At 55.9% G+C, this 24082-nt stretch carries 18 protein-coding genes and 3 pseudogenes; 13 read left to right on the top strand and 8 right to left on the bottom strand.

From position 1 onward, the window contains the following. Positions 1–57: 57 nt before the first annotated feature. The 3 genes from ACA053_RS21465 to ACA053_RS21475 all read right to left on the bottom strand — a co-directional run bounded on the left by ACA053_RS21465 (position 58) and on the right by ACA053_RS21475 (position 3793). Positions 58–1299: a glutamine synthetase family protein gene (locus ACA053_RS21465; protein ID WP_497396222.1), complete on the bottom strand. Its 1242-nt coding sequence runs from the start codon at positions 1297–1299 to the stop codon at positions 58–60. A 200-nt stretch (positions 1300–1499) separates the two neighbouring features. Further along, on the bottom strand, positions 1500–2192 hold the full coding sequence (locus tag ACA053_RS21470; protein ID WP_497393625.1) for a sensor histidine kinase: 693 nt from the start codon (positions 2190–2192) through the stop codon (positions 1500–1502). Further along, positions 2189–3793, bottom strand: coding sequence for a response regulator (locus ACA053_RS21475; protein WP_497313072.1), 1605 nt, complete (start codon positions 3791–3793; stop codon positions 2189–2191). Before ACA053_RS21475 ends, ACA053_RS21470 begins: the two co-directional genes overlap by 4 nt. 206 nt (positions 3794–3999) lie before the next feature. Between ACA053_RS21475 and ACA053_RS21480 the strand changes: the two genes are divergently transcribed. Beyond that, entirely contained in the window at positions 4000–8148 is a 4149-nt protein-coding gene (locus ACA053_RS21480) for a CheR family methyltransferase (protein ID WP_497393626.1), read from the top strand. A 1-nt stretch (position 8149) separates the two neighbouring features. Here the strand turns inward: ACA053_RS21480 and ACA053_RS21485 are convergent, their stop codons facing one another. After that, a complete protein-coding gene (locus tag ACA053_RS21485) occupies positions 8150–8689 on the bottom strand; it encodes a hypothetical protein (protein WP_497313076.1) in 540 nt (179 codons plus the stop codon). 314 nt (positions 8690–9003) lie between these two features. Here ACA053_RS21485 and ACA053_RS21490 point away from each other — a divergent pair, with 314 nt between their 5' ends. After that, positions 9004–10230, top strand: a complete 1227-nt coding sequence (locus tag ACA053_RS21490) for a site-specific integrase (RefSeq protein WP_497393627.1) — start codon at positions 9004–9006, stop codon at positions 10228–10230. On the opposite strand, the gene ACA053_RS21495 is transcribed toward ACA053_RS21490, so the two are convergent. Continuing rightward, complete coding sequence (locus ACA053_RS21495; protein WP_497393628.1) at positions 10227–10775, bottom strand: hypothetical protein; 549 nt, start codon at positions 10773–10775, stop codon at positions 10227–10229. The two genes, ACA053_RS21490 and ACA053_RS21495, sit on opposite strands and share 4 nt — an antisense overlap. Positions 10776–10927: 152 nt before the next feature. On the opposite strand from ACA053_RS21495, the gene ACA053_RS21500 reads away from it, so the two are divergent. From ACA053_RS21500 to ACA053_RS21535, 8 genes are all read left to right on the top strand, one after another. Beyond that, entirely contained in the window at positions 10928–11128 is a 201-nt protein-coding gene (locus ACA053_RS21500; protein ID WP_497393629.1) for a helix-turn-helix domain-containing protein, read from the top strand. Between the two features lie 288 nt (positions 11129–11416). Next, the gene (locus ACA053_RS21505; protein WP_497393630.1) at positions 11417–12700 is read left to right on the top strand and encodes an LvrA C-terminal domain-related protein; all 1284 of its coding nucleotides are present in this window, start codon (positions 11417–11419) and stop codon (positions 12698–12700) included. Further along, positions 12693–13166, top strand: a complete 474-nt coding sequence (locus ACA053_RS21510; RefSeq protein WP_497393631.1) for a DnaB-like helicase N-terminal domain-containing protein — start codon at positions 12693–12695, stop codon at positions 13164–13166. The genes ACA053_RS21505 and ACA053_RS21510 overlap by 8 nt, the downstream gene beginning before the upstream one ends. Further along, complete coding sequence (locus tag ACA053_RS21515; protein WP_497393632.1) at positions 13141–14079, top strand: replicative DNA helicase; 939 nt, start codon at positions 13141–13143, stop codon at positions 14077–14079. Before ACA053_RS21510 ends, ACA053_RS21515 begins: the two co-directional genes overlap by 26 nt. After that, positions 14076–15383 carry a tyrosine-type recombinase/integrase gene (locus ACA053_RS21520; RefSeq protein ID WP_497393633.1) on the top strand — a complete coding sequence of 436 codons (1308 nt, stop codon included), beginning with the start codon at positions 14076–14078 and terminating at the stop codon, positions 15381–15383. The genes ACA053_RS21515 and ACA053_RS21520 overlap by 4 nt, the downstream gene beginning before the upstream one ends. 464 nt (positions 15384–15847) lie before the next feature. Then, complete coding sequence (locus ACA053_RS21525; RefSeq protein WP_497393634.1) at positions 15848–16378, top strand: terminase small subunit; 531 nt, start codon at positions 15848–15850, stop codon at positions 16376–16378. A gap of 269 nt (positions 16379–16647) precedes the next feature. Further along, positions 16648–16998: a nucleotide pyrophosphohydrolase gene (locus ACA053_RS21530; protein WP_497393635.1), complete on the top strand. Its 351-nt coding sequence runs from the start codon at positions 16648–16650 to the stop codon at positions 16996–16998. Between the two features lie 15 nt (positions 16999–17013). Further along, positions 17014–18210 carry a protein NO VEIN domain-containing protein gene (locus tag ACA053_RS21535; protein WP_497393636.1) on the top strand — a complete coding sequence of 399 codons (1197 nt, stop codon included), beginning with the start codon at positions 17014–17016 and terminating at the stop codon, positions 18208–18210. A gap of 18 nt (positions 18211–18228) precedes the next feature. On the opposite strand, the pseudogene ACA053_RS21540 reads toward ACA053_RS21535, so the two are convergent. Beyond that, a pseudogene (locus tag ACA053_RS21540) lies at positions 18229–18465 on the bottom strand (transcriptional regulator); the annotation flags it as partial. Between the two features lie 169 nt (positions 18466–18634). On the opposite strand from ACA053_RS21540, the pseudogene ACA053_RS21545 reads away from it, so the two are divergent. From ACA053_RS21545 to ACA053_RS21555, 3 genes and pseudogenes are all read left to right on the top strand, one after another. Further along, positions 18635–18841: pseudogene (locus ACA053_RS21545) on the top strand (hypothetical protein); the annotation flags it as partial. A gap of 410 nt (positions 18842–19251) precedes the next feature. After that, positions 19252–21054 carry an HIRAN domain-containing protein gene (locus ACA053_RS21550; RefSeq protein WP_497393637.1) on the top strand — a complete coding sequence of 601 codons (1803 nt, stop codon included), beginning with the start codon at positions 19252–19254 and terminating at the stop codon, positions 21052–21054. 375 nt (positions 21055–21429) lie between these two features. Next, positions 21430–21616: pseudogene (locus tag ACA053_RS21555) on the top strand (recombinase family protein); the annotation flags it as partial. 828 nt (positions 21617–22444) lie between these two features. On the opposite strand, the gene ACA053_RS21560 reads toward ACA053_RS21555, so the two are convergent. Further along, the gene (locus ACA053_RS21560) at positions 22445–22933 is read right to left on the bottom strand and encodes a hypothetical protein (RefSeq protein WP_497393638.1); all 489 of its coding nucleotides are present in this window, start codon (positions 22931–22933) and stop codon (positions 22445–22447) included. Between the two features lie 10 nt (positions 22934–22943). Continuing rightward, entirely contained in the window at positions 22944–23789 is an 846-nt protein-coding gene (locus ACA053_RS21565; protein WP_497393639.1) for a TIGR04255 family protein, read from the bottom strand. Positions 23790–24082 lie beyond the last annotated feature (293 nt).

Below are 24082 nucleotides of genomic sequence, written 5' to 3' on the forward strand. Positions count from 1 at the left end.
GGCTCCTTGCGGTGAGAAACGGGCTATCCGAAAAGATAGCCCGAAGACGACAGGTCGTCAGGCCTGGGCGGCCAGGACACGGCGCTCCCAGGGAGTAATTTCATCAAAGAAGCTGGTCAATTCCATGGTCTTCGAAGCGACGTAGCCTTCGATGAACTCCTTGCCAAACAGTTCCTTCGCCAATTGGCTACGTTTCAGACGCTCAAGAGCGGCATGCAAGGTACACGGCAACGAAAGATTATCCGGCACCTCGAATTCGCCCTGGATCGCCTCGCTCGGCTCCAGTTGGTTTTCGATGCCATACAAACCGGCGGCCAGGCTGGCAGCGATCGCCAGGTACGGATTGGCATCGGCCCCCGGCAAGCGGTTCTCGACCCGACGAGCGGCCGGCGAACTGGCGGGAATGCGCAATCCGGCAGCCCGGTTGTCGTGGGACCAACAGGCATTGTTCGGCGAGGCAAACGGATGGCACAAGCGTTGATAGGAGTTTACGTTCGGCGCAAACAGCGCAGTGAAATCCGCCATGCCGGCCTGCTGGCCACCGATGAAATGACGGAAGGTCGCCGTCGGCTCGCCGGCCTCGTCGCTGAAGACGTTACGCCCGCTGCCGATCTCGACGACGCTCTGGTGAATGTGCATCGAACTGCCCGGCGTGTGCGCCAGCGGCTTGGCCATGCACACCACGGTCAAACCGTGCTTGAGCGCGACTTCCTTGAGCAGATGCTTGAACAGGAATGTCTGATCGGCCAGCAACAAAGGATCGCCGTGCAGCAAGTTGATCTCGAACTGACTGACGCCCATCTCGTGCATGAAGGTGTCACGGGGCAAGCCGAGAGCCGCCATGCAGGCGTAGACCTCACTGAAGAACGGCCGCAAGCCATTATTGGAACTGACGCTGAACGCCGAATGACCTTCCTCGCGTCGACCGTCCAGTCCCAGTGGCGGCTGGAACGGTTGCGTCGGGTCGGGATTGGGCGCGAACACGAAGAATTCCAGCTCGGTCGCCACCACTGGCGCCAGACCGAGGGCCGCATAACGGGCGATGACCGCTTTGAGTTGGCCACGGGTCGACAGCTTCGAGCTTTCGCCTGTCAGTTCATCAGCGTCACAAATGGCCAATGCCCGCGGTTGTTGGCTCCAGGGCAAGTGGTGGATGTGCGCCGGGTCCGGCACCAGCGCCAGGTCGCCATCATCACTGCCGTAAAAACGTGCAGGCGGATATCCGCCCATGATGCATTGCAGCAGCACACCCCGCGCCATCTGCAAACGACGTCCTTCGACAAACCCCGCGGCGGTCATGACCTTGCCCCGGGGCACGCCGTTCAAATCCGGCGTAACACATTCAATCTCATCAATGCCCGTCAATCGCTGCGCGAGTGAACCCTGGCCATCGGTTGTCATGACGCAATCCTTTGTAATTGTGCGAGCCGCGAACGGCGACCCGTACAAAATAGGCTCCGCCTGTTCGGAATATCAAGCAGCGTACACAAAAAGAAACGTCAGGGCAGATAGAGGCTGAACACACCGCCGCCCAACGGGCCGCCGTTGCTGATTCGGGTGCGCCCGCCCACGCCATTGCGCTGGTGCAGCGCGGCGATTCGTCCGGCGAAGTACAGGCCCAGGCCGGTGCTGCTACTGCTGTAGTTGATGCCCTGCACATAGTCGGCCTGAAGCTCGATCATCTCGGCCGGGTAACCGTCGCCATCGTCGTTGATGGTCAGCACCAACTCACCGGCCTCGTCGCCGACGCTGATCAACAGCGCCTGACGCGCGTAACGAATGGCGTTGGTGATGGTGTTGGCCAGCACCGAGGCCACCAGCTCCCGGTCAAAGAAGCCCAGCGGGCTCAGCGGGTCAACTTCATAGGTCGCGACAATGCCGCGACTCGCGAACACTTCCTGATGACAGGCCAGCTGCGCTTCGAGGAAGTCATCCAGATCATGGTAGGCCGGCTGCAACGGCAGCTGATTGACGCCCAACTTGTACAGCCCCAACAACTGCACCAACATGCCGTTGAGGTGAGCGAATTCGTACTCGATAACGCCCTGCTCCGGGCTGCGCTGCTCGGGATCTGGCAGGCGGGCCAGCCATTGGCTGTGAGCCTGCATCAGCATGGCCAGCGAGTTCTTCATGTCGTGCACGGTGGAGGCAATCACCGTCGAGAAATCCAGTGTCGTGTTGTCTTGGCTCATCCGCTGAACGCCTTGATTTTCAGTTTCTGGTAGCGCGGATAACGCGCGTCGGTGTCGGGCATCATGCCGACCAGTTTCAGGCAGCTCCGACATTCATCCAGCTCGGCCGACGGTACGCTGGTGTCCGTGCCGTGCAGCAGCGACTGCGCCATGTTCAGCGCAATACTGATGTTCTTCGGTTGCATGTGCAGGGCCTTGCGAAACACCGCCCGGGCTTCGGCCAGGTTGCCGGTCTTGTACACCTGCACGCCTTGACGGTTGAGTTCGGAGGCCGCGTTGCTCTGGCTGAGGATCGTCGGGTCATCGGTCAGTTTGGCGATGCCTTGCATCACCACCGGGTCGTCACCGTAGATTTCCGCGCAGTTTTTCAGCATCGACGCGCCGGCGCTCGCCTGACCAAGCATTTGCAACTGCTTGGCCACCAGCAGCGCCGCTTCGGCGCTCATGAACTGCTCCATGCCATCGAGGCGCATCATCGCCTGCTCGGTGAGCTTCTCGGCGGTTTCGGCGTCGTTGAGCAACAGGCTGGTGGCTTTCATCAAGCGCGCACGAATCTGCAGGCCAGGGTCGGAAGGATTCTCCTTGGCCACCAGACTGAGGGTCGTGTTGATTTCGAGACGGGTGCGGGTGTCCAGGCCTTTTTCGCTGCCTTTGCTGATCAACGCGTGGGCCAGGCCCAGGTTGCTTTCGGCATCCTTGAAACGTGACTGCGCGCCCTGGGACACAGCCTGGCGATAAGCCTTGGAGGCCGTGTCGAAATCCTCGTTGGTCATCGCCAATTTGCCCAGCAACGCTTGGCGGCGCACGGCCAGCGGCGACAGGCGAATGGCTTCTTCCAATACTTTCTGCGCGCCCTTGGTATCGCCTTCGACCACCAGCACGTCGGCCATGCCGTCATACAGCGCCGGCATCATCGGAAACACTTTCAGGGCTTTTTCGTAGACGCCCTTGGCCTGACTGACCTGGCCGCGCTTGAACAGCAACTTGCCCAGCCCGGCAAACGCCCACGGCAAGGGACGATCGGCAATGATGCTGTCGTAGAGGCGTTCCAGCGCTTCGTTCTGATTCAGGTCGCGCAAGGCGTCCGCGCGGTAACGCAGGCACAGCGGCGAATAACGGATGTCCTTCTTGCACAGCTCGATGCAGGCATTGAGCACTTCGAGCGGTTTGCCACGATCGAGCGCTTGCAGGATCGGTTTGAGCAGATTCTTGCGTTGTTCCAGACGCTCCAGGCGCTGGGCCAGGCCGGAGCGGTTGAACGGCTTGGTCAGATACGCATCGGGCTCGTGTTCCAGTGCGCTGAGGACCATGGCCTGGCTGGTTTCGGCAGTGACCATGACGAACACGCTTTCATGGCTGATCAGCTTCTCGATCATCAAGTCTTCGAGGACTTGCTGACCGTTCTTCTTGCCGTCGCCAAGGTGGAAATCCTGCAGGATGAAATCGTAGGCCTTCTGCGAACACATGCGCAGCGCCTGCTCCCCGGTGTCCGCAGTGTCGACGTCCTTGACCCCCAGTTCACGCAGCATGGACCTGACGGAACTGCGGAAATCCGAGAAATCATCGACGATCAGAAAACTCTTTTGGTGATACGACAGCATCGAAGATTTCCAGGCAATTTGAGAAGAAGACCATGACCGTTCGGGTTATCGGCCAAGGGTGCCGTTCCCTTGAGAACTCCAGCCCATCAAGTGTCTCTAAATATTTGAAGGTGTTATTGAAAAACGGGATTATCCTGCTTTATTGGAGTGCGTTTATCTCCTCCTGGGCTCAACTCATCCCCCGTTGCCGGTAAAAGGCTGAAGTCATGACCACCACTCCTCCAACCTCCACCAATCCAGAGCGAAAGGCCCTGAGCCCCAGCACACTGGACTTCCCGGTGGTCGGCATTGGTGCGTCGGCGGGTGGTCTACAAGCCATCAAACTGTTTTTCGAGAACATGCCCCACGACAACGGCATGGCCTTCGTGATCATTCTTCACCTGTCGCCTGACCATCAGAGCATCGCGGACAAAATCATCCAGGAGTCGACCCGGATGCCGGTGCTGCAGGTCACCGAAACAGTCGCCATCGAGAAAAACCATGTCTACGTCATCTCACCCGCTCAGCGGCTGACCATGAATGACGGCATGCTTGAAGTCAGCAGCAACGACCCGCGCGAAGGGCGCCATGCCTCGATCGATCTGTTCTTCCGCGATCTGGCCGAAGTCCACCGCGAGCGCGCATTCTGCCTGGTGCTGTCGGGCAGCGGTTCCGATGGCGCAGTCGGTTTGTCACGGATCAAGGAGCACGGCGGCATCACCGTGGCCCAGACGCCGGAAGATGCCGAGTTTGACGGCATGCCCCGCGCCGCCATCGAGACCGGCAATGTCGACTTGGTGTTGCCGGTGGTGGAAATGCCGCAAAAGCTGCTGGAGCTGTGGCAAAACTCCCAGGAAATCAGCTTGCCTACCGCCAATGACCCGGAACTGCAAACCTTCGCCTCCGTGTCCGAGCGTGATGCGATACTCGCCGAACAGATGCTCCACGACATTCTGATCCAGTTGCGTACCGGCACCGGCCATGACTTCAAGCACTACAAACGCGCGACCGTGTTGCGGCGGATCGAGCGGCGGATGCAGGTCACGGCGCAACCCGACCTGGGCGCCTATTTCCGCTACCTGCAAAACAATCCCGAAGAAACCAAGTCCCTACTGGGCGACATGTTGATTGGCGTGACCAACTTCTTCCGCGATCGCGAGGCGTTCGAAGCCCTGGAACGGGACGTGCTGCCGCAACTGGTCAGCGCCGCCGTGTCGGCACAGCCCGAAAAAGAAGAAATCCGCGTCTGGTCCGCCGGCTGCTCCACGGGCGAGGAAGCCTACAGCCTGGCGATGCTGCTCAACGATCAACTGCAACTGGACGCCAGCAAGGCCTCGCTGCAACTGTTCGCCACCGATATCGACGAGCGTGCGATCAGCATCGGCCGAGCCGGCCTGTACCCGCAAGCGATCGTCACCGATGTGCCGCCGACGCGCCTGCGGCATTACTTCGTCAAGGAAGACGACCATTACCGGATTCGCAAGGAGATCCGCGAAAAGGTCTTGTTTGCCAAGCACAGCCTGTTATCTGACCCGCCCTTCTCGCAGATCGACCTGATCGTCTGCCGCAATCTGCTGATCTATCTGGATCGCGAAGTACAGCGTGAAATCCTGCAGATGTTCCACTTTGCACTGCGCCCGGGCGGTTTCCTGTTCCTGGGCTCTTCCGAGAGCGCGGACGCTTGCCACGAACTGTTCGCCCCGGTGGACAAACGCAACCGCATCTTCCGCGCCAAGACCGGCACCGCCAACAGCCGACGCACCCCGACCATGCCCCGTGGCGGTTACGTGCGTACCAATATTTCCCGTGAGGCACCGCAAAGCGCGGTGCAGCGCAAATTGTCCTTCGCCGACATTCATCAGCGCGCCCTCGAATGCGCCGCGCCACCTAGCATGATTGTCGACGCCAACGCCGACATCCTGCACATGAGCGAAAGTGCCGGGCGCTTCCTGCGCCACGTGGGCGGTGAATTGTCGCGCAACCTGCTGACGCTGATCCTTCCCGAGTTGCGTCTGGAGATTCGCACTACGCTGTTTCAGGTCCAGCAGAGCGGTTTGGTTGTGAAATCCCGCGCGGTGCCGATCAGCCGTGACAACCGGCGCTACAAGGTCGACCTGATGGCGCAACCTTATAAGGACGAAGAGTCGGACGGCGAGTTTGTCCTGGTGATTTTCGAAGAGGCCGAAGTTGATCCTTCGGAACAGGCCGCCACCACCCTGCTGCAAACTGAAAGCCGGGTGCTGTCCAACCTTGAACGCGAACTGCAACGCACCAAACTGCATTTGCAGGACACCATTGAACAATCGGAAGTCTCCAGCGAAGAGCTCAAGGCTTCTAACGAAGAAATGCAGGCGATCAACGAAGAACTACGCTCGGCCACCGAAGAACTGGAAACCAGCAAGGAAGAACTGCAGGCGATCAACGAAGAGCTGCTGACGGTCAACTACGAGCTGAAAACCAAAGTCGAAGAAACCGACAAGATCAACGACTACCTGACCAACCTGATCGCCTCAACCGACATTGCCACGGTGTTCGTCGACCGCAACATGCGGATCAAATGGTTCACCCCGCGCGCCACGGACATCTTCAGCATGTTGCCGGTGGATACCGGCCGCTCGTTGCTCGACATCACCCATCGCCTGCACTACGACGATCTGGCGGGCGACGCGGCATTGGTCTTTGAATCATTGAACATGATCGAGCGCGAGGTCAGCAGCACCGACAACCGCTGGTACATCGCCCGCCTGCTGCCCTACCGCTCCAGCGAAGACCATATCGACGGCACGGTGCTGACCTTCATCGACATCACCAAACGCCGCGCCGCCGAAGAAGAACTGCGCCTGGGCGAAGAACGCATGCGCCTGGTGGCTGAAAGCACCCGTGATTACGCGATCATCACCCTTGATGAGAAAGGGGTGATCACCAGCTGGAACAAAGGCGCCGAGCTGATCTTCGGCCACAGCAAGACCGAAGCCGAAGGCGCTTACTACGATTTCATTTTCTCGCCGGAAGATCGCGCCGCCGGTGTGCCTGAAAACGAACTGCTGGCCGTGCGCACCCACGGCCGCAACGATGACGAGCGCTGGCACATGCGCAAGGATGGCAGCCGGTTCTTTTGCAGTGGCGAAGTGACCCTGCTCAGCGGCGACAACCTGCAAGGCTACGTGAAGATTGCCCGGGACCTGACCGGCCACAAGCGTCAGCATGAAGCGCAGAGCCAGGAGCTGGCCGAGACCCGCAACACCAATTACCTCAAGGATGAGTTCTTCGCGGTCATGTCCCACGAGCTCAAGCATCCTCTGAACCTGATCCAGCTCAACGCGGAATTGCTGCGACGCCTGCCCGTGACCAAATCCCTGGCGCCCGCCGCCAAGGCCGTGAACACGATCTGCGATGCGGTCAACAGCCAGGCGCGGATCATCGATGACCTGCTGGATGTCGCCCGGGTCCGTACCGGCAAGCTCAAGCTGCAACCGGTAGCCGTCGACCTGGTCAGCGTGCTGCGGGACATCCACACCGTGGTCCTCAACGAGCAGCACGACACCAAGGTCGAGTTGATCGTGCCTTCGCAGCCCTTGATGGTCCGTGCCGACCCGACGCGCCTGGAACAGATCATCTGGAACCTGGTGAACAACGCGCTGAAATTCACCCCGCCCACCGGGCATGTGCAATTGATCGCCAGCCAGGCCGGGAACAAGGTGCGGCTCGATGTCAAAGACGACGGCGCCGGCATCGCTGCCGAGAATCTTGAGCACGTGTTCGACCTGTTTGGGCAGGCCGAAAAGCAACATGCCACGCACAACCGTGAAGGGCTGGGGATTGGTCTTTCGCTGGTTCGTCAATTGACCGAGGCACAACGAGGCACGGTTGAGGTGACCTCACCCGGATTGGGTGCCGGTTGTACGTTCAGCGTCTATTTGCCGCTGGCCAAAACCAATGGTGAAGCTCAAGCCGCCACCCCTGTTGAAGAAGCGGCCGGAAGGTTGAGCGGTTTGACCATCCTGCTGGTCGACGACTCGGCCGAGGTGCTGGAAACCCTGAAGATGCTGCTGGAGATGGAAGACGCGCAAGTGATTGCCTTCGATCGTCCGGTGGCCGCTCTGGACGCCGCAAAAAGCACGCGCTTCGACCTCATCATTTCGGACCTGGGCATGCCGGTCATGAACGGTCACGAGCTGATGAGCGCATTACGCCAGTTGCCGTTGCTCAAGGATGTGCCGGCCATTGCGCTGACGGGCTACGGTGCCAACAGTGACATTCAGAAATCCCGGCAATCGGGCTTTGACCAGCACATTGGCAAACCGGTGTCTTACGATAACCTGATTGAAACCATCGAGGCGTTGCGACGCTCTTCGTGTTTACCGATCGGCAAATGAGTCAGCGCAAATAGGCGCGTTGTACGCTGATGCGGCGGTCAATCGCCTGCCGCAGACGCTCCTTGTGGTCCGCCCAGACCATGGGATCGACTTTGGTGGCGCGCATCAGTTCGAGCATCGCGGCTTTGGCAGCCAGGTATTCCGACCAGGCGTCTTCGGAGCGGATTTTCAAACGCTCACGCTCGGTCATTTCCATGCGCCGCAAGGCCAATGTCGGCTCATCGGTGATCACCGTGCCTAGCGTCAACTGCACCCGGTGCGGTGCGACAAACGCCTGAGTGTCTGCCACCAGCTCCCTCGCCCGCTGAGCGCCCCACTTCAGCGCGATGCAGTAATATTCCTCCGCGCCCCGGTTGTGAAACTCCTCGCAAATTGCCCAGCCACTGTCGGCATAGATGCCGATAAAAACCTGAGTCATGCCCTCTTGGCCAACCCGCGCCTGAACCTCGACCTGCACACCATCGCTGAGGACTTCTTCATGAATGTGGTGAGGTAGCCGGGTGTTGGTCCATAACCAGAAATGTGCGCCTCTGTGTCGCATTGCTTCGCCCCCTCAGTGGTAGGAGGAGTAAGGCACAGCAATGACGGACTTGCCATGTAGATCGTCGGTTGAACGGGCACAAAAAAGCCCCGCGGGAGGATTTCTCCGGCGGGGCTGTTTCTTACAGCGCGAGGCTGAAATCAGATGGTGTCCCAGGGCAGGTTCGAACTGCCAACCTTCCCCTTAGGAGGGGCATACAAAGCCCAGCCGATATTGATTTAAACCAATGAATACGGGAATTTATGTCCGGTTGCGTTCCATTGGCTGCACCCGTATAGTAATTTTTGCACCCATACTGCACCCATGAGATTCAAATGAAAGAGAAGCTCACCGCCAAGCTGTTATCAGGCCTCGTAGTCACCGGTAAGGAATATGAGGTACATGACACCACCGTAACGGGGCTATTCATACGTGTTACGGCTGCTGGGGCAAAATCCTACGTCGTCACTTGGGCACGTGGACGCAAGAAGACACTCGGTCGAGTAGGTGTCCTTACGCTTGACCAAGCCCGCCAAGAGGCTGTGCAGTATCTCGCAGAGGCTCGAACGCATGGCGAACCCAAAGCAGTAACGCGAGACCGAAAAGGAGCCACCTCCCCTCCCTCATTGCGTGCGTTCATAGATGACATCTACATGCCCTGGTTCAAGCTCCACCATAAAGGTCATGAAAAAACGCTTCACACGCTCGACAACAACTTTGATTCCATCATCTCCCGACCGATCGACACAATTACCGGACGCGACGTCGAGTTGATCCGCACGACATGGATGAGAGCAGGAAACAAACCCTCGACGGTCAACCGGAAAATGGGCTCGATCAGCGGTGTATTCAGTCGGGCTCTCGAATGGGACTACATTACCAGCCACCCACTGGCAAAGCTCAAACAGCTCAGAGTCGACGCAGTGGGGATAGTCAGATATCTGGATACCGAAGAAAATCAGCGGTTACGCGAAGCTATGGACGCCAGACAAAACGAGATGCGTGTAGAACGTGACAGCGCAAACGTGTGGCGCGCAGAAAGGAACAAAGAGCAATTCCCAAGCTTGAGAGAGGTGTTATTCACCGATCATTTAAAGCCGATGGTATTACTATCCCTTAACACCGGCATGAGAAGAGGTGAACTGTTCGACCTAAAGTGGTCCGCCGTAAACTTTGAAACGAAGACTGTAACCATTCGCGGCGAATCGACCAAAACGAGCGATACCCGGTATATTCCGATGAACAAAGAAACTTTGAGCGTTTTGGAAAGTTGGAAAAAACAGTCTTCGAAACATCCTTATGTTTTCCCTAACGAAGATGGTGGCCGCTTGGAAGATGTCAAAAGCGCCTGGCTGAAACTCCTACAACGAGCAAACATTGTAGATTTCCGCTGGCACGACATGCGTCATGACTTCGCCTCGAAGCTCGTCATGGCGGGAGTTCCGCTAAATACAGTACGCGACCTGCTGGGACACTCGGATATTAAGATGACACTCCGTTACGCCCATTTGGCCCCAGGGACCAAGGCCGCAGCCGTAGAGCTGCTTCAAGGGACCCATTAACCCGCCGCCATAAATGCGCGTAAAGATTCCTCGTCTAAAAAAGCAAATTCAAAACGTTCCTGTAGAGACTCAAAATCTTCCTTGCATTTAATCAAATCAAATCGCGGACCACTTTCACGATAATTTTCCGACATGGAATCATGCTCAGCTTCAAAAGGATCAAATGTACCACTGTAGGAAGTTGATACTCCGGTAAAACTCTGTGTATAGATACCTGCGAATATCGCATACAAAACCATTTCGGCTTCAGCCAAAAACCTGGGCGCCAATATGCCAGTGCGAAGTAATCGCACAACGTCATCTTCGCTCCAAGCAAGCGCAAGTACATCACTGACCCGCACCTTGCCATCGACACTGTATTTCGAACTTAACGAACTTGGGCATTCAATGGTACTAGAGCTCATCGATTGAACCAATGCGCGCTCAATGGTCTGGGTCATCGACGTTTTATTATCGTTTGAAAGACATTCGAGTCCGAATCTCACCTTCGGACTGATACGCAGAGACAGTGTCTGACTTCGATTTCTGCTGACCTTGCGTGCCATTGGCGATCTCCCACACGTTAAAAAACAAAGAGTATCGAAATCCTCCACGACATGTCCATACGTAAAATACATGTGTTGACGTGTATTGACACAATCCCGGACAGCTCGTAGCTTATAGCAATCCCGCCACACCTGGCCCCGAGGAAATCCAAATGACTCGACACGCGCCCTCTACCCCGCTCGCCGTTGGTCCCGAAACAGCCGCCCTGATGACCGGCCTTTCACGGTCTGCAATCTATCAAGCCATTGCAGCCGGCGAATTGATCGCATTCAAGGCGGGCAAGCGCCGACTCATGCTGGTCAAGGAACTGGAGGCTTGGATCAACCGCGTGGCCAAAGAACACACCCGATGAGGGGGCGAGCTGCATCCGTCGCGACGCCTGGAAGGATTGTCGAAAAGATGCGACAGCGTCAGCAGATGGCTGAGCGGAAGGTAACGAAGTCGAGCCAGTGTTTACGTCACTGCTCCGACCATCAAAGGCGATCGTTGGGAGTAGCTTCGTGAGACCAACCCACATCAAAGTCCGATTTATCGACCGTACTGGATTTGTAGTTGGCCTCCTGCTGCTACATACCTCTATCCGATTGACCGACCTTGAATCCCTGCGTTTCTTGGGCATTTACCGAGCGGAGGTCATGAAATGAGTTCTTCTCAGCCTCTGGTGCCTGCTGAGGTCGATCTGCGCGGCATGGCCTTCATGCCGTTGGACGTGGTGCGTTTGCTTGATAGCGACCTGTTCGCCTTATCCACTGGCGACGAATTCAAGGCAGCAATGGCCCTCTGCTGCAAGGCTTGGTTGCAAGTCCCTTCGGCGTCGCTGCCGTCCGATGATCGCATTCTGGCTCACCTATCCGGCGCTGGTACGAAATGGCCGAAAGTTAAAGTCATGGCTTTGCGAGGCTGGTCGCTTTGCGGGGATGGCCGCTATTACCACCCGGTTATCGCCGAAAAAGCGCTTGAAGCATGGAAAGGACGTTTAAGGCACAGAGAAAAACATGACAACGAATCCGAACGTCAACGGCGGCATCGGATACAGCACAAGGCTATTCGTGACCAGTTACGTGTAATGGGTGAAGTTGCGCCGTGGGATACGCCTATAGCCACGTTACAGGAGATGTTGCAGAGTACGTTGCGGCAACGTGACTGTGCAGCAACTGTCACGCGTACGGGTGTGTTACGTGACACTGACCAGCAACGGCTAAGAGAGGAAGAGGGACAGGGACAGGGACAGGGACAGCTTTTACATCAAAAGCATGGCCCTCACCATTGCGCAGCGCAGTCTACCGTTTCGCCAACGGCGCTATTTACCCCTGCCGATCAACACGATTCACTCGTACCGCAGAGCGCAACTCAGCATTCGGCCTTGCCGATTCCTCAAGCCAGCAAGCGGACAGCGTGCCACGACCCACTGGCTGGGTTCGCCCCATTTTATGACCTCTATCCGCGACATCAGAAACGGGCCGAGGCTGAAAAGGCGTGGCGAAAGCTCAACCCTGACTCCGAGCTGCAACAAACCCTGATGGCAGCCTTGACCAGGCATCGCCGGCAAGACGCCTGGCTCAAGGACAACGGCCAATTCATCCCGCTGCCGGCTTCGTGGTTGAACGGAAGGCAATGGGAGGACGATCTGGAAATCGAGCCTCTATCACTCTGTCCAGTGCAAGCTATCGTTGATCTGTATCACCAATGCTGCCCTACCTTCGATGCCGTCACGGTGCTCGACACAGCGTTGCGAAAGCTGATCGAAGAGCGCTGGCGTGAGCACGAGGCTCAACGGGATCTCGCATTCTGGCAGGAGTTCTTCACAGCCGCGGGCGGGCTTACCTCAATTTACTTCTGTGGCGCTGTCTGCAAACCGTATCTCGAAGCCCTGCTATCCCGAAAAAACTTTCGCGACATCGTTGAGGGTCGAATCCATGCGTGATCCTTTCAGCGACGAAGCCGAACAAAGCCTGCTAGGGGCCATGATGCTGGCGCCCGAGATGATCGACTTGCTCGCGGCTGAGCTGACAATTGATGACTTTTACCGAATGGAGCATGCACAGATCTTTCGGGCGATCCTCGCCCTGCACAGCGCTGGGAAGAAAATCGACCTGGTGACTATTGGTGACGATCTACAAACACTGGACCGCACCGGGGGAGGTCAGGAGCCGGCGCTTTTTTACCTGGGTGAAATTTTCCGAAATACCCCCAGCACCGCCAACGCACAGGCCTATGCGCAGATTATTCGCGAACGCTCCGTGGACCGTACCCTGATTGCCGCCGGCGATTATATCCGGGAGCTGGGGCACACCGGTGGTGAGCTCGCAGACAAGATCAGCGCGGCACAATCTTTAGTGCTGGGGCTGGACCAGTCGCACCTCCGTGTTGGAAGTACGACCGGCAATTGATGTGCTGAGCGATCACCTTGAGGAACTGCAACGTCGGCATGACCTGCAGGGTGCACTGGATGGTCTGTCCACCGGCAGTCGCGCTCTGGATGACGAACTGTGCGGCCTCAAGGGTGGCGAGCTGATCATCATTGCCGGTCGACCATCGATGGGCAAATCCGCGTTTGCCGTGAACATCGCCGAACACGTCGCCGTACGCCAGGCCAGCGCCGCCTTGGTCGTTTCACTGGAAATGACCAACGGGGCGCTGATGGACCGCCTGCTCGCGTCTCTCGGGAGAATCCCGCTGAGCGCCATAAAGGACGGCACCGTTGCCGGGGAGTACGCGACGGAACTCAACGCTGCGGCCAGCCAGATCAAGCGTTCGAAGCTGTACATGGCCGACCGGCCCGGCCTCACCGTGGCTCGGCTGCGCGCCATGGCCCGCAGGCATAAACAACGTTTTGGATTGAGTCTGCTGGTGCTGGATTACCTGCAACTGATGGAGGGGGCCAGCCGGGAAGGGAATCGCACGCAGGATGTCAGCGACATGAGTCGCCAGCTGAAGTTGATGGCGCGTGAGCTCGACATCCCGGTGATTGCCTTGTCCCAGCTCAACCGCAGTCTGGAACAGCGTCCCAACAAACGCCCGATCATGTCGGACCTGCGCGAGTCCGGCGCTCTTGAGCAAGACGCCGACGTCATTCTCTTCATTTACCGCGATGAGGTGTATCACCCGCAGACCGAGGCCAAAGGCATCGCCGAAATCATCATCGGCAAAGCCCGCAACGGAGAACTTGGCACGGTCAGGATGGCCTTTACCGGCAGGTTCTGCCGCTTTGAAGACTTGGCCGGCACCGAGGCAGCTACTTTCAATCAGCCCCCGGCACCGGCCCGGTTAGCCGACCGCTACCATCGGAACGCCCAACCATGACGAGCTCTAAAACACTGCACACTCACGTCACCGACAGCGAAATTCGCCGCCACGCCGCCACACCCATTCAGCAGCTACGCGACCCACGCTTTCCGGCGTTGCGCTTCCGTTACTGGAGCAGCGACCGTACCCGAGGGTCGTGGTATGTCGTCATCAAGTCTGCATGGAACAAGATCGCAAATTATCCAGTGATCGACGCCAAAACCATGCAGGCACACTTGCCGCAGATCCTGGCGAGTCGGGCGTTCAACCCGCAAGCCTTCTCCACCGTCAGTGGCTGGCACACCGTTGGCGACCTCCTGGCCTGGTACGCCGATCGCATGGCCCGCGATCGGGGTCTGTCGAGCAGCCGCAAAGCCAGTGCGAAATCGGCGGTGCGCTGCCATCTCCAGCCCCGACTGCAGACCTTGTTGTTGACCGACCTCAACCACGCGCGCCTAGATGAGCTGCTGCTCTGGCCCATGCAGGAAAAATACGCGCTGTCCTTTGTGCGTTCGGTGTACGCCATACTGGCCGTGGCCTTTCGTCAGGCCTTCACCCTGAAGCTGATGGACGTCAATCCGATGGCCGGCCTCAAGTTCGGGGACTTTGTGCAAACCCGCATCAAACCGAAACCGGCCCACCTGCGAAGAGACGATCTCGACGAACTGCTGGCCGCATTGAAGGGCATTGCCAAGACCGATCCTCGGGACTGCATGCTCGCTCTGATGATGTTGTGCCACGGGACCCGATTGGGAGAAACCCGGATGGCGCGCTGGAAACACGTCAACCTGATCAGCCGGCAATGGTTCATTCCCGCCGACGAGACCAAAACCAAACACGAACACACGCTGCCCCTCACCGATCAGGTGTGTGCGTTGCTGGTCTCGTATCGTGCCTATCAACAGGCCCGCGGATACGATGGTGCCTACCTGTTTCCCGGCTCACCCGGTAAACCGCTGAGTGCAAAAAACGCCGGCAATGTGTTTGTTCGTCTGGGTCAGGGCGCGTGGAGCAGTCATGATCTGCGCAAGGTCGCGCGCACCGCCTGGATGGAGTTGGGCGTGGATTACCTGGTGGGCGAGCTGCTGCTCAATCACACCATGAAAGAGCTGGATGCCACCTACATCCATACCACGGCCGAAGCCCTTAAACGCCGGGCACTGGAAACCTGGCATGCGTGGCTGGATCAACACGGTTTTCTCGCCCTGCATGGCGTGACAGAGCCGGGATTGGTCGAAGCGATCAACCCCGCTCCAACCGTCTGCGACGAGCCTTGTAGCCGATCGGTGCTTCCATTGCAGGGGAGGAAGTTCAGCCAATGAACTTCGCCCGCCTACCCCGCTCCCGGCCCCAGAAGTCCGCCACGCCCATTGGTCCTAGCCGCGCTGATCAGCCGTTCCGTCACAACCGAGCAGACAACCTCACGCCCCGTGCTTCCGGATCGAGTCGCCTTACCCCTCACTCCGATCAAACGCGGGATCAACTCACAAACAACGATCCCGCATGGGGCGGTCCTGCCACCGGCCCAGGTCACGTCCTCAGAGTCGCGTTGAGGAGCGGAAAGTCCGAACTGACCGTCGGATCGGCGCCGTATCAGTCCAGCAATGAATTGGCTTTTTCCAGCGACGGTCATTCCCCTTTTAGCGGAACCGCACCGGTAAATGTGAAAAGGTACTCCCGGCCCCCACCCCCCTCTGGGGGTAATTCGAGCCCCGCCGCCAAACGATGTATGAGTTTTTTTGACGAACCCCGGTTCCGCTTTCATTTATGTATCTTTGAGGTAGTTATGGCGAATCAAAAAGAGCTTGCCCAACACCTGGACTTGACTGATCGGCAAGTTCGCTACTTGCTTGCAGACGGTGTCCTGCCCACCTCGCGAGGCAATGGCGGTTTAAATCTTCAGCACTGTCGCTTGGCTTATATTCGTTACTTAAGAGGACTCAACAGCGGCCAAGTCAAAGCGGAAGCGGGTCATCTGGTTGAAGACGGTATCGACCCCTTGGTCGAATACCACCTCATGATTGAGAAGGTCAGGTTAACAACAGCGCAGGCCGTCGCTCAGGAGAAAAAGAATGAAGTGATGGAGCAGCAACTGATACCCGTGGAGATTGCCACATTCGTCTTGAGCAAAGTCGCTTCGCATATCGCTTCGGTGCTTGACACCGTGCCGCAAAAACTCCGACGTAAACATCCCGAGATGGACCCCAGGCACCTTGAGTCGCTGGAGCGCGAAATTGCAGTGGCCCGCAACCTGGCTGCAGAGGTCGGCGAGAAAGTACCGGAGTTTTTGGACGAGTACTTTGAGAAATATGTCTGAGGCATCCATTCAGTTGTCCCCGTTGCCGCGTTCGGCTGGGCGCGGCAGTTCTTTTAAGGTCAATTGTTTCCGGCGCAGTTGACCTTTCCTGGTGCCAGCTGAAATCATGGTCTGACGCGGCTGAAAATCCTGTTGGCTCGAACACAAATATCTGCCCTCCTCTCCCCAGACTTTCCGATTTGACTCGGCGTCCCATGACAGCGTCCGTTACGCCTGGGTCGCACAGCCTTCAGTCTCGATCACGAGTAGGACTCAAACGGAGTTTGATAATGGATGTAGACAATATTCAGCAGCGACTTCGAGCTTTTGCCCTCGAGCGTGATTGGAACCAGTTTCACACCCCCAAAAACCTCGCGACAGCACTGTCTGTAGAGGCCGCGGAGTTGCTGGAGATCTTTCAGTGGCTGACCGACGAGCAGTCCTTGGCCATCAAGGCGGATGACCAGCGCATGGCCATGGTTTCGCAGGAAATCGCGGATGTGATGATGTACCTGTTGCGCTTGGCCGACGTGCTGTCGATTGATCTCCAGCAGGCAGTCGATCAAAAATTGAAAATCAATGCAGAAAAGTACCCCATCGAGAAAGCTCGAGGGAACGCCAGCAAATACACGGACTTGTAAGCGAGCTGATACTGGATGAGCACCTTTTCATATATCACTGCGAAAATTGCCGCCGGTGAGGCGCGTAAAGCCAACGGCCCCGTCGAACACTGGTTGACCACACTTGAAACGGGCTTTTGGGGGTTCGATGTTCAAAAGGCAGATGTTTGGCATCAACTGAAAGCTGGCGATGTCATGGTCTTTCAGGCCGTCGCCCCCAATCCTGTTTTTGTCAGCAAGGACCCGACTCGACCTAAAATCACCGGTTTTATTGGTGCAGGGATCGTTAGCGAAATATCGGAGAAGAATGAACCCCGGTGGTTATCTGAAGTTGTCGAGAGCCGCGTGCATAAGCTGGATGCCCCCAAATTCTGGCCTCACCTCGTGCACTTCTCCGACGTCATCTGGTTTGGTGATATCGAAAAGATCAACGCATCCTACATCCAGCGATCCATCGAAGAAGCCGACGCGGCGCCGATCGACCTCTCTTCCCCTATTCGTGAGTTAGCCAAGAACATCCTGACGGCTGAATCGATGCGTGACGCCGGTTTCAGTTTTGGCGCTCAAGGCACTGGAGGCTACCTAACCGCCAACGCCGAGCTGCTCAGCACGCTGATTGCGTCGCGAGAGGCGTATGCCTCGTCTCGAACCTACAGTAGCCCAAGCATCATTCTCGCGATTACAACACCGCCCACTAGCGTCTCTGGTGGATTTACGTGCGGCGGCGTAATCCCCCCAAAGGCAAAGAAGATAAACGCTGGTGGGAAAACACCTCTTCCTCGAATCACCAGCAACCGCCAAATTGACTACGTCCTTGAGGCAGCAAAAAACAAAGCTTTGGGCGACATCGGTGAGCTAATTATCCTCGCGCATGAAAAAGCTCGGGTGCGGGAGGAATTGGGGCCTGACTATGCGGACAAGGTGGTCCATGTTTCCCGTGATGAAGGTGACTCGGCTGGCTACGACATTCGTTCATGGCGAGAAGCGGATGGCACCATTTCCGAGTACTTCATTGAAGTCAAAACCACGTCGGGCAATGAAAACACACCATTTTTCATCTCCGCCAACGAACTGCAATTCGCTGAAAACAACACAAAGAAATATGAGCTGGTACGCATACACTCACTGAGTCAGGCGAAGAAACAGTATCTGATGTATCAATGGCCAGGCCAGGAAATGCTGGATAAAACCAGAGTTCCAGTGGCCTATAGAGTGGATGTAAATATTGAATAGCTGATGTCGCCCCCTCGGACGCGGCTTACGTGTACCAGACTTGTATTCAGCCGCAGGGGCGCGACGACCGGCATGAGGGTCGAGCAAATTGATGATGTCTTTCAAGTTGCACCCTTACCTGGCAAACAAGGCGCGCAGCTTCGTGTCGAATTCAATTTCCTGTTTGAGGCCGGCGTCCCCCTTCAAGGCCTCGAGTGCTTGAAAATGCTCGACGAGATGTTTTTCCAACTGAAGAAACTCTGCGGGCTCGGACATGAAAATCTCCATTTGGTTAGTTAGCGGTACACAAAAGACAGTGATTAAAAATAAGTAACTGTGTTTGGCAACGCTTCACAGGAGAAAATAATCTCCACACCGCTCAGTCACAATCCACATCCCCAGACTCATCTGTTGCTACGGTTTCCTCTTTCGTTGAAGAATTAGGATGTCTAACTCAGATTTACTCCCGTCTCTGCTATACAAGACCAATCAGAATCAGCTCGCTCTGGAGGCTGCCATCATAGGGCTAACGCTTTGGATTTAGCCGCGCAGATTTGCCGAAGTCGTCGGCAATGTTCGTGGCGCCTTAGAGACGATTAGCAGAAACGAGGAACTCATCAAAATGCCCCTTGCAGTGCTCATGACACCAGAGAGACCTGCCCTTTGTCGTGGGGCTGCATGGCAGTCTGCAATCAGACAAAACCAGACGCGGCCTCTCACGCATGACCGGTATGGATAAGAGGGCGTTCGGACTAGAATGTAATCCGCGCAAACTCGGGTCTCCAACGTCTCTAAAGTGCATTCACATAGCTTGGGGCGGAAAAGTCGTTTGCGTCGCCGGGCGCTAAGGTGATAAAGCTGACTCATAACCACTCAAACTAAGATCTTGGCTGGTCCAAACGGTCGCTATTCAGCTTGCTGCTGCAAGACCGAGAGGACATGAGTGGCGCAGGAGGGAAACGTAACGGCGCAATGTAGGGTGTCTATTAAACTCTCCCCGACCTCTGGCGCACGAATTGAGCGAACCTTCATTTCTAAAATGTCCGGAAATCGGGACCGTCGATGCTCAGGACCTTCGAAACCCATGTTATCTGTTCCGAGCAACAGCCAACGAATCAGCAGCTTCCGGCTGACGTATTGCTGCGGAAATCAATAACTCTGGTCCAAGAGCCCGCTAACGAGAATGACCTCACTCCACTGGCATTTATGATAAATGGCTACTGTGCCGGCTATGTCCGTTTAGAGGATTCCTGCGTAATTTCTGCTGCTCTGGACTTAGTCCCGGATAATGTGAAGGTGGAAGTCACTTCATCTGAAGAGCTATTTGGCACGGCAGGAAGATTCCACATCCAGATCACCGTTGAGTTCCTGGCCCCTGATCCAGATATACGCGCTGCACTGGAACGTCTTCAACCAGTCAAGCGCCTTCGGCCCATTTTACGCTCATCGCCCGAGGCTAAAGCACCAACACGGGAGCATTTAACATCGGCTCAGATCAGCACTGATTTTTTTTGGCTGCATGACGTGTTCGCCCCACATGACGACGAGGTTGGCAACCAGCAGGGCTTGCCCCTTATGGGATCCATCTTGCCACACCACAGGTGGTTGACCCCACCCACCCTATCCCTGGCCGCTGACAGCAATTGCCTAACTGTGGATGAGGCACCAATTTTCTCCGCCAGTGAAAAAAAAATAGGCAAAGTCTGCGTCCAGCCTTCCAGCAGGACAACATTCAAATCCTCAGGCGTCAGTGCTCAATCGTTGAAACGGTCCATTAAGACTCACGTTGTGGGTCTTCAATTCCAGCGAAATCAGGCTTGGCTCGCCGCTACGTTGAACGACAAACGTCTGCTTATCCTCGTGCGCGAACCTACCAATACGAATGATCCGAATGCAGTTGCCGTGATGATTAACGGGCGCAAAGTCGGATACATTCGGCGCAAGCACGCGGAGATAATCGCTCCAGCGATGGACTCTGGTCAAAGTAGCCTGTCTGTTATTGTCCAAAATCCAGCAGAAATAAACATCCAAACCAACAGTTTCGCCATAACCATTGTCTTTCAAACCAATGCACCAGCATTGGCTCTACCATCACTTTCGGGATCTAAAATCGGGATATACCGGATCAGGCTATTACCCGACGGCAACGCCACCTATATTGGCCAGTCTAGGAACATTGGAGCCCGACTTGCCCAGCATTGGGCAGACATGAGACTCGGTTTCCATGCAAACCGACATCTTCAGACGCATTGGAACCGCCATGGCAGCAATGGTTTTCAAGCAGAGGTCGTAGTGGGCGCTCCCAATGGGCTTTCAGCGTACGAGCAACAGCAATGGCTTCATATTCAGGAACGGTCCTGGATAGAGCGCGATCTCATGAGCGGTCATTGCGTAAACCTCGCTGAGAGCCAGCTGGTATTAACGCCGGAGGCTGCATCTGAGCGGGCAGAGGTGATACGGCGACATGATGAGGCGCTGACTGTCCAGCGAAACTACATCAGCTCGGAGTTGGCCAGACTGAAAACGGAGGGGCGCCCGAACCTGGAGCGGGTTGAATACTTAGAGGAGAGTATCCGTGAGCTTGAAAAATACTTAACCAGACGTACGGGCATACGTGCCTTTTTCCGAGGCGACCGCATCAGTCGCGAGGAACAGGAGCGCGCAAACGATTCACTGGCGACAGCAAAGACCAAAATGGTAGGTGCAAAGAAAGCGTTGGAGCCATTCCAAACAGGGGCGGCTGACCTTCAGAAGCAACTGAAAGGCCTAAAGACGTACATTGAGAAGGAGAAGGATGAGATGGCACGTGCCAGACGCTTTAGTAACCGCCGGTATCATGACTATTTTAATGGCCCCCTGTCGTAGGCAGCGCCGGAAGTGCCCTCGACTCGACGTATCTGAAGCCGCTTTTTTTCTGATTAAACAGTGATACGGCTCTACTCTAACGCCCAGCCCCTCGCAATTGATTCGTCCTACTTCACCTCTGGCAATCACCTGGCTGTCACGCTCATTCCAGACCGACCTGGAAAGGTTTTCATGGGGAAGCGTTTGGGCCAAATTTGATGAGAAAGGATTCTCGGCTAGCGCTGGAATAAGCTATACGCCGATATCACCAAGATCACATACCTAAGCACTACCGTCCACATAGGCATCGGCTCTTGGATTTTGATGTTGAGTTTAGGCTGATGTCGATTCCGATCGGTCGCCACCGGCAACAATCGCCCAATTTTAGTCAATGCTGACCGGCAGCTATGGGTCGAACGTACACAGTCAGGATTGAAGCGTGCCAAGGCTGGGGCGTCCAGAGGCCACAGACACCACGGCAGCAGTGCAGCGACTCAAGGCGAGGGATATGACACAGACTCAGGTAGCTGGTGAACTTGAGGTAGGCATTGCTACGGTTAAGCGTCACTGGAACAAAGCCTGACCCACTTATCAGCCGCCTTCGGGCGGCTCTGCCATGCCAGATATTCGCCGATTTGAGCCGGCGATAGCATGTTGGTTCGGTAATGCCATCAAGGAGCCCGTTCCATAGTGCGGGGGATTCAGCAATTCTCCTGATGCCCTTCAAGATATTCCCCATCCTGCGGCTGAACCGATGTTCCGCTGGCCCCTGTTGGCGATTTGAAAATTCAGGGCATGTCTGTTTTTGAAGAGTCGGGAGCGCCAAGTCTTACCAGGCAGCGTAGTGGTGTTAATGAGTGATAGGCACTTTTGTGAACAGTTCTGCCAGAGCCAGCCGAGCGAGCTTCTTCTGTGCCCGGCTCCTGCTAGCCATCTCAAATACGTCAACATGTGCAGGGTTGTCAGATAAGGCCGTGTCGTAAACAGCGAACACTCGCTGTTCCTCTATGACAATCTCGCGAACCCCATTGACTGGTGCCGTCACGGTTCCGACATACGACCGCTCCGGCTGAGATGGTTGCCGGCGGTCGTTAAACGACTGGACTTGAGCTTTTCCATGCTTATGTGTGTCTGACGGAGGGGAGTCGGAAGGGCCTCGTTCGCAAGAAAGTCCCTTGTCCTTAGCATCATTGAAAAGAGCTGGTAGGACCGCCCCTTCATGTAAGTGAACAGGGGAGAACACATATCGGTGCAAATACTCATCACCCGACACAGGTCCGGGTGAGAAATCGCTGACGCTTTCTGCTTCGCAGTAGCCATCAGGTTGGGCCTTGTCTATTAAGGCCGCTCGCTCTGCGACGTTTCCGTTTGTGGGCAAGCTCGCAAAGAGCACCTTGCACGACATGAACTTTTAGATCCGTCCCAGATACGCGGTCAGAGAAGCATCCAAGCCACTGCCATTGAGTGGAATGTCAGTACTTGCAAACTGCTCTTTGCCGTTTTGAAAAATGTAATGGTACGTGTTGTCGCCCGGGAAGGAGATCTCTAGGTAGCAACCGTTATCTTTCCAGAAAAGTGAGATCTCGCCGTCTCCCGCAAGCATCGACACCGGTGCATTGAAACGAATTGGCAGACGATTCACGAACTCCACGGCGTTGCTGAAAGACGCGTAAGTTGCAGGCTCGCCACCGTAGCCATCCCAATCTTGGCATAAGCCACGATATGAGTAGAGTTTGTCGAGAACCCGATGCATGCCGTGGGGCCGACTCTGCGTGTGCGTCGGTGGTAGTGATCCGTAGGCGAAGCTCGTCTGCTCAAAGGTAGGCGCTTTGGTTTCGCGGGATGCTAACGCTGTCTGAAACTCAGCGATTGAAACGGGTCTTTCTATCACGGCACTCATGATGATTTCCTTATGCGACGTTATCGAACGTAATCAAGCGCTTCACAGGTTCGGTGAGTAAATCTCCGAAAACCAGCTTGCTCTGGTCGTGCAAGTATTGAAGTGCTGGTTTAACAGCCGGATTGACTTCATTGTCATTTACTATCATAGGGAGCATTTCGGATAGTACGTATTTATGGAGCGTTACAATATTTACATCAAACTTTGACGCAGTCTCTGTAGCATTCACATTAACATTGGTTAGGAGTTTTCCGCCAAGCTCAAATTCTGGGACTGAGAAAAAGCCGTGGTGAGAATGGAACGAATCGCTTAGACCAGAAAAGCTTGGTGGCAGATACTTGCTTTCGGTACTGAATAAATCAGTTAGTGGTCCAGCCGGGTTATCCCCAAAAGTGACTTTGAATGTATCGGTATACTGGAGGGATAGCGAAGACACGGAAATATCAGAGAGCCACGGGTTCAAGATGTCTAGATATTTCTCAACTTCCTGTGAGACCTTTGCCCATCGCTCATACTCGCCGCAGATGATCATTAGAGCATTTGCTTGAATGTTGACCGATATTGCGGGTTCACCGTTAGGCTGAATTCGGCCAAATGATATCCCCCCAATCATGCCGGTTTGCGGGATCGGCGGAGCAAACATTTGATGATCAGGACTGGTATTGAAATTGATCATCATCTGTTGCTGCTCGATTACGCGAGGCATATCGTTTTTCAGGCTCTCATGAAGCTTGCCACCGGCCCGAAGGTCAGTGAAGGCATGAGGGAGGAGAGGCGCAGCGAACTCGAAAACGATTAGCACATTGCTGATCGCATGCCCGTGCTCTTCGTTATACGGTTTGATCGTGGCGGCCATGGAACCTCAGGGGATTATTTGATCATGGAGATTGCAAGAAACGTTAGCAGGGGGTGTGTGGTCGTGCTAGCGGCATTTTGCACGATCTATCACTGTTGGCGCGCGAGATTAGCATGCCCTTTATCCAGAAGCAGCCATATTCGCGGGAGTAGCTCCCGCCGGTGGCCCGATCTGAAGTGGTTCCGTCGAGGTTGCTTTACCGTTAGGTGGATCGTAGCTTGCCAGCCGATACCTTCTTCTCCCTGGCCCAACAGCTACTTTGCCGGCTCTCCACTCGCCCAGCACCAGCCAGT

The organism is Pseudomonas sp. LBUM1672 (assembly GCF_059695655.1).

What these genes read in the sequence shown, in the direction of transcription:
- ACA053_RS21465 (WP_497396222.1), bottom strand. Translation starts at nt 1,299, where the DNA reads ATGACCGCCGCGGGGTTTGTCGAAGGACGTCGTTTGCAGATGGCGCGG.
- ACA053_RS21470 (WP_497393625.1), bottom strand. Translation starts at nt 2,192, where the DNA reads ATGAGCCAAGACAACACGACACTGGATTTCTCGACGGTGATTGCCTCC.
- ACA053_RS21475 (WP_497313072.1), bottom strand. Translation starts at nt 3,793, where the DNA reads ATGCTGTCGTATCACCAAAAGAGTTTTCTGATCGTCGATGATTTCTCG.
- ACA053_RS21480 (WP_497393626.1), top strand. Translation starts at nt 4,000, where the DNA reads ATGACCACCACTCCTCCAACCTCCACCAATCCAGAGCGAAAGGCCCTG.
- ACA053_RS21485 (WP_497313076.1), bottom strand. Translation starts at nt 8,689, where the DNA reads ATGCGACACAGAGGCGCACATTTCTGGTTATGGACCAACACCCGGCTA.
- ACA053_RS21490 (WP_497393627.1), top strand. Translation starts at nt 9,004, where the DNA reads ATGAAAGAGAAGCTCACCGCCAAGCTGTTATCAGGCCTCGTAGTCACC.
- ACA053_RS21495 (WP_497393628.1), bottom strand. Translation starts at nt 10,775, where the DNA reads ATGGCACGCAAGGTCAGCAGAAATCGAAGTCAGACACTGTCTCTGCGT.
- ACA053_RS21500 (WP_497393629.1), top strand. Translation starts at nt 10,928, where the DNA reads ATGACTCGACACGCGCCCTCTACCCCGCTCGCCGTTGGTCCCGAAACA.
- ACA053_RS21505 (WP_497393630.1), top strand. Translation starts at nt 11,417, where the DNA reads ATGAGTTCTTCTCAGCCTCTGGTGCCTGCTGAGGTCGATCTGCGCGGC.
- ACA053_RS21510 (WP_497393631.1), top strand. Translation starts at nt 12,693, where the DNA reads ATGCGTGATCCTTTCAGCGACGAAGCCGAACAAAGCCTGCTAGGGGCC.
- ACA053_RS21520 (WP_497393633.1), top strand. Translation starts at nt 14,076, where the DNA reads ATGACGAGCTCTAAAACACTGCACACTCACGTCACCGACAGCGAAATT.
- ACA053_RS21525 (WP_497393634.1), top strand. Translation starts at nt 15,848, where the DNA reads ATGGCGAATCAAAAAGAGCTTGCCCAACACCTGGACTTGACTGATCGG.
- ACA053_RS21530 (WP_497393635.1), top strand. Translation starts at nt 16,648, where the DNA reads ATGGATGTAGACAATATTCAGCAGCGACTTCGAGCTTTTGCCCTCGAG.
- ACA053_RS21535 (WP_497393636.1), top strand. Translation starts at nt 17,014, where the DNA reads ATGAGCACCTTTTCATATATCACTGCGAAAATTGCCGCCGGTGAGGCG.
- ACA053_RS21550 (WP_497393637.1), top strand. Translation starts at nt 19,252, where the DNA reads ATGCTCAGGACCTTCGAAACCCATGTTATCTGTTCCGAGCAACAGCCA.
- ACA053_RS21560 (WP_497393638.1), bottom strand. Translation starts at nt 22,933, where the DNA reads ATGAGTGCCGTGATAGAAAGACCCGTTTCAATCGCTGAGTTTCAGACA.
- ACA053_RS21565 (WP_497393639.1), bottom strand. Translation starts at nt 23,789, where the DNA reads ATGGCCGCCACGATCAAACCGTATAACGAAGAGCACGGGCATGCGATC.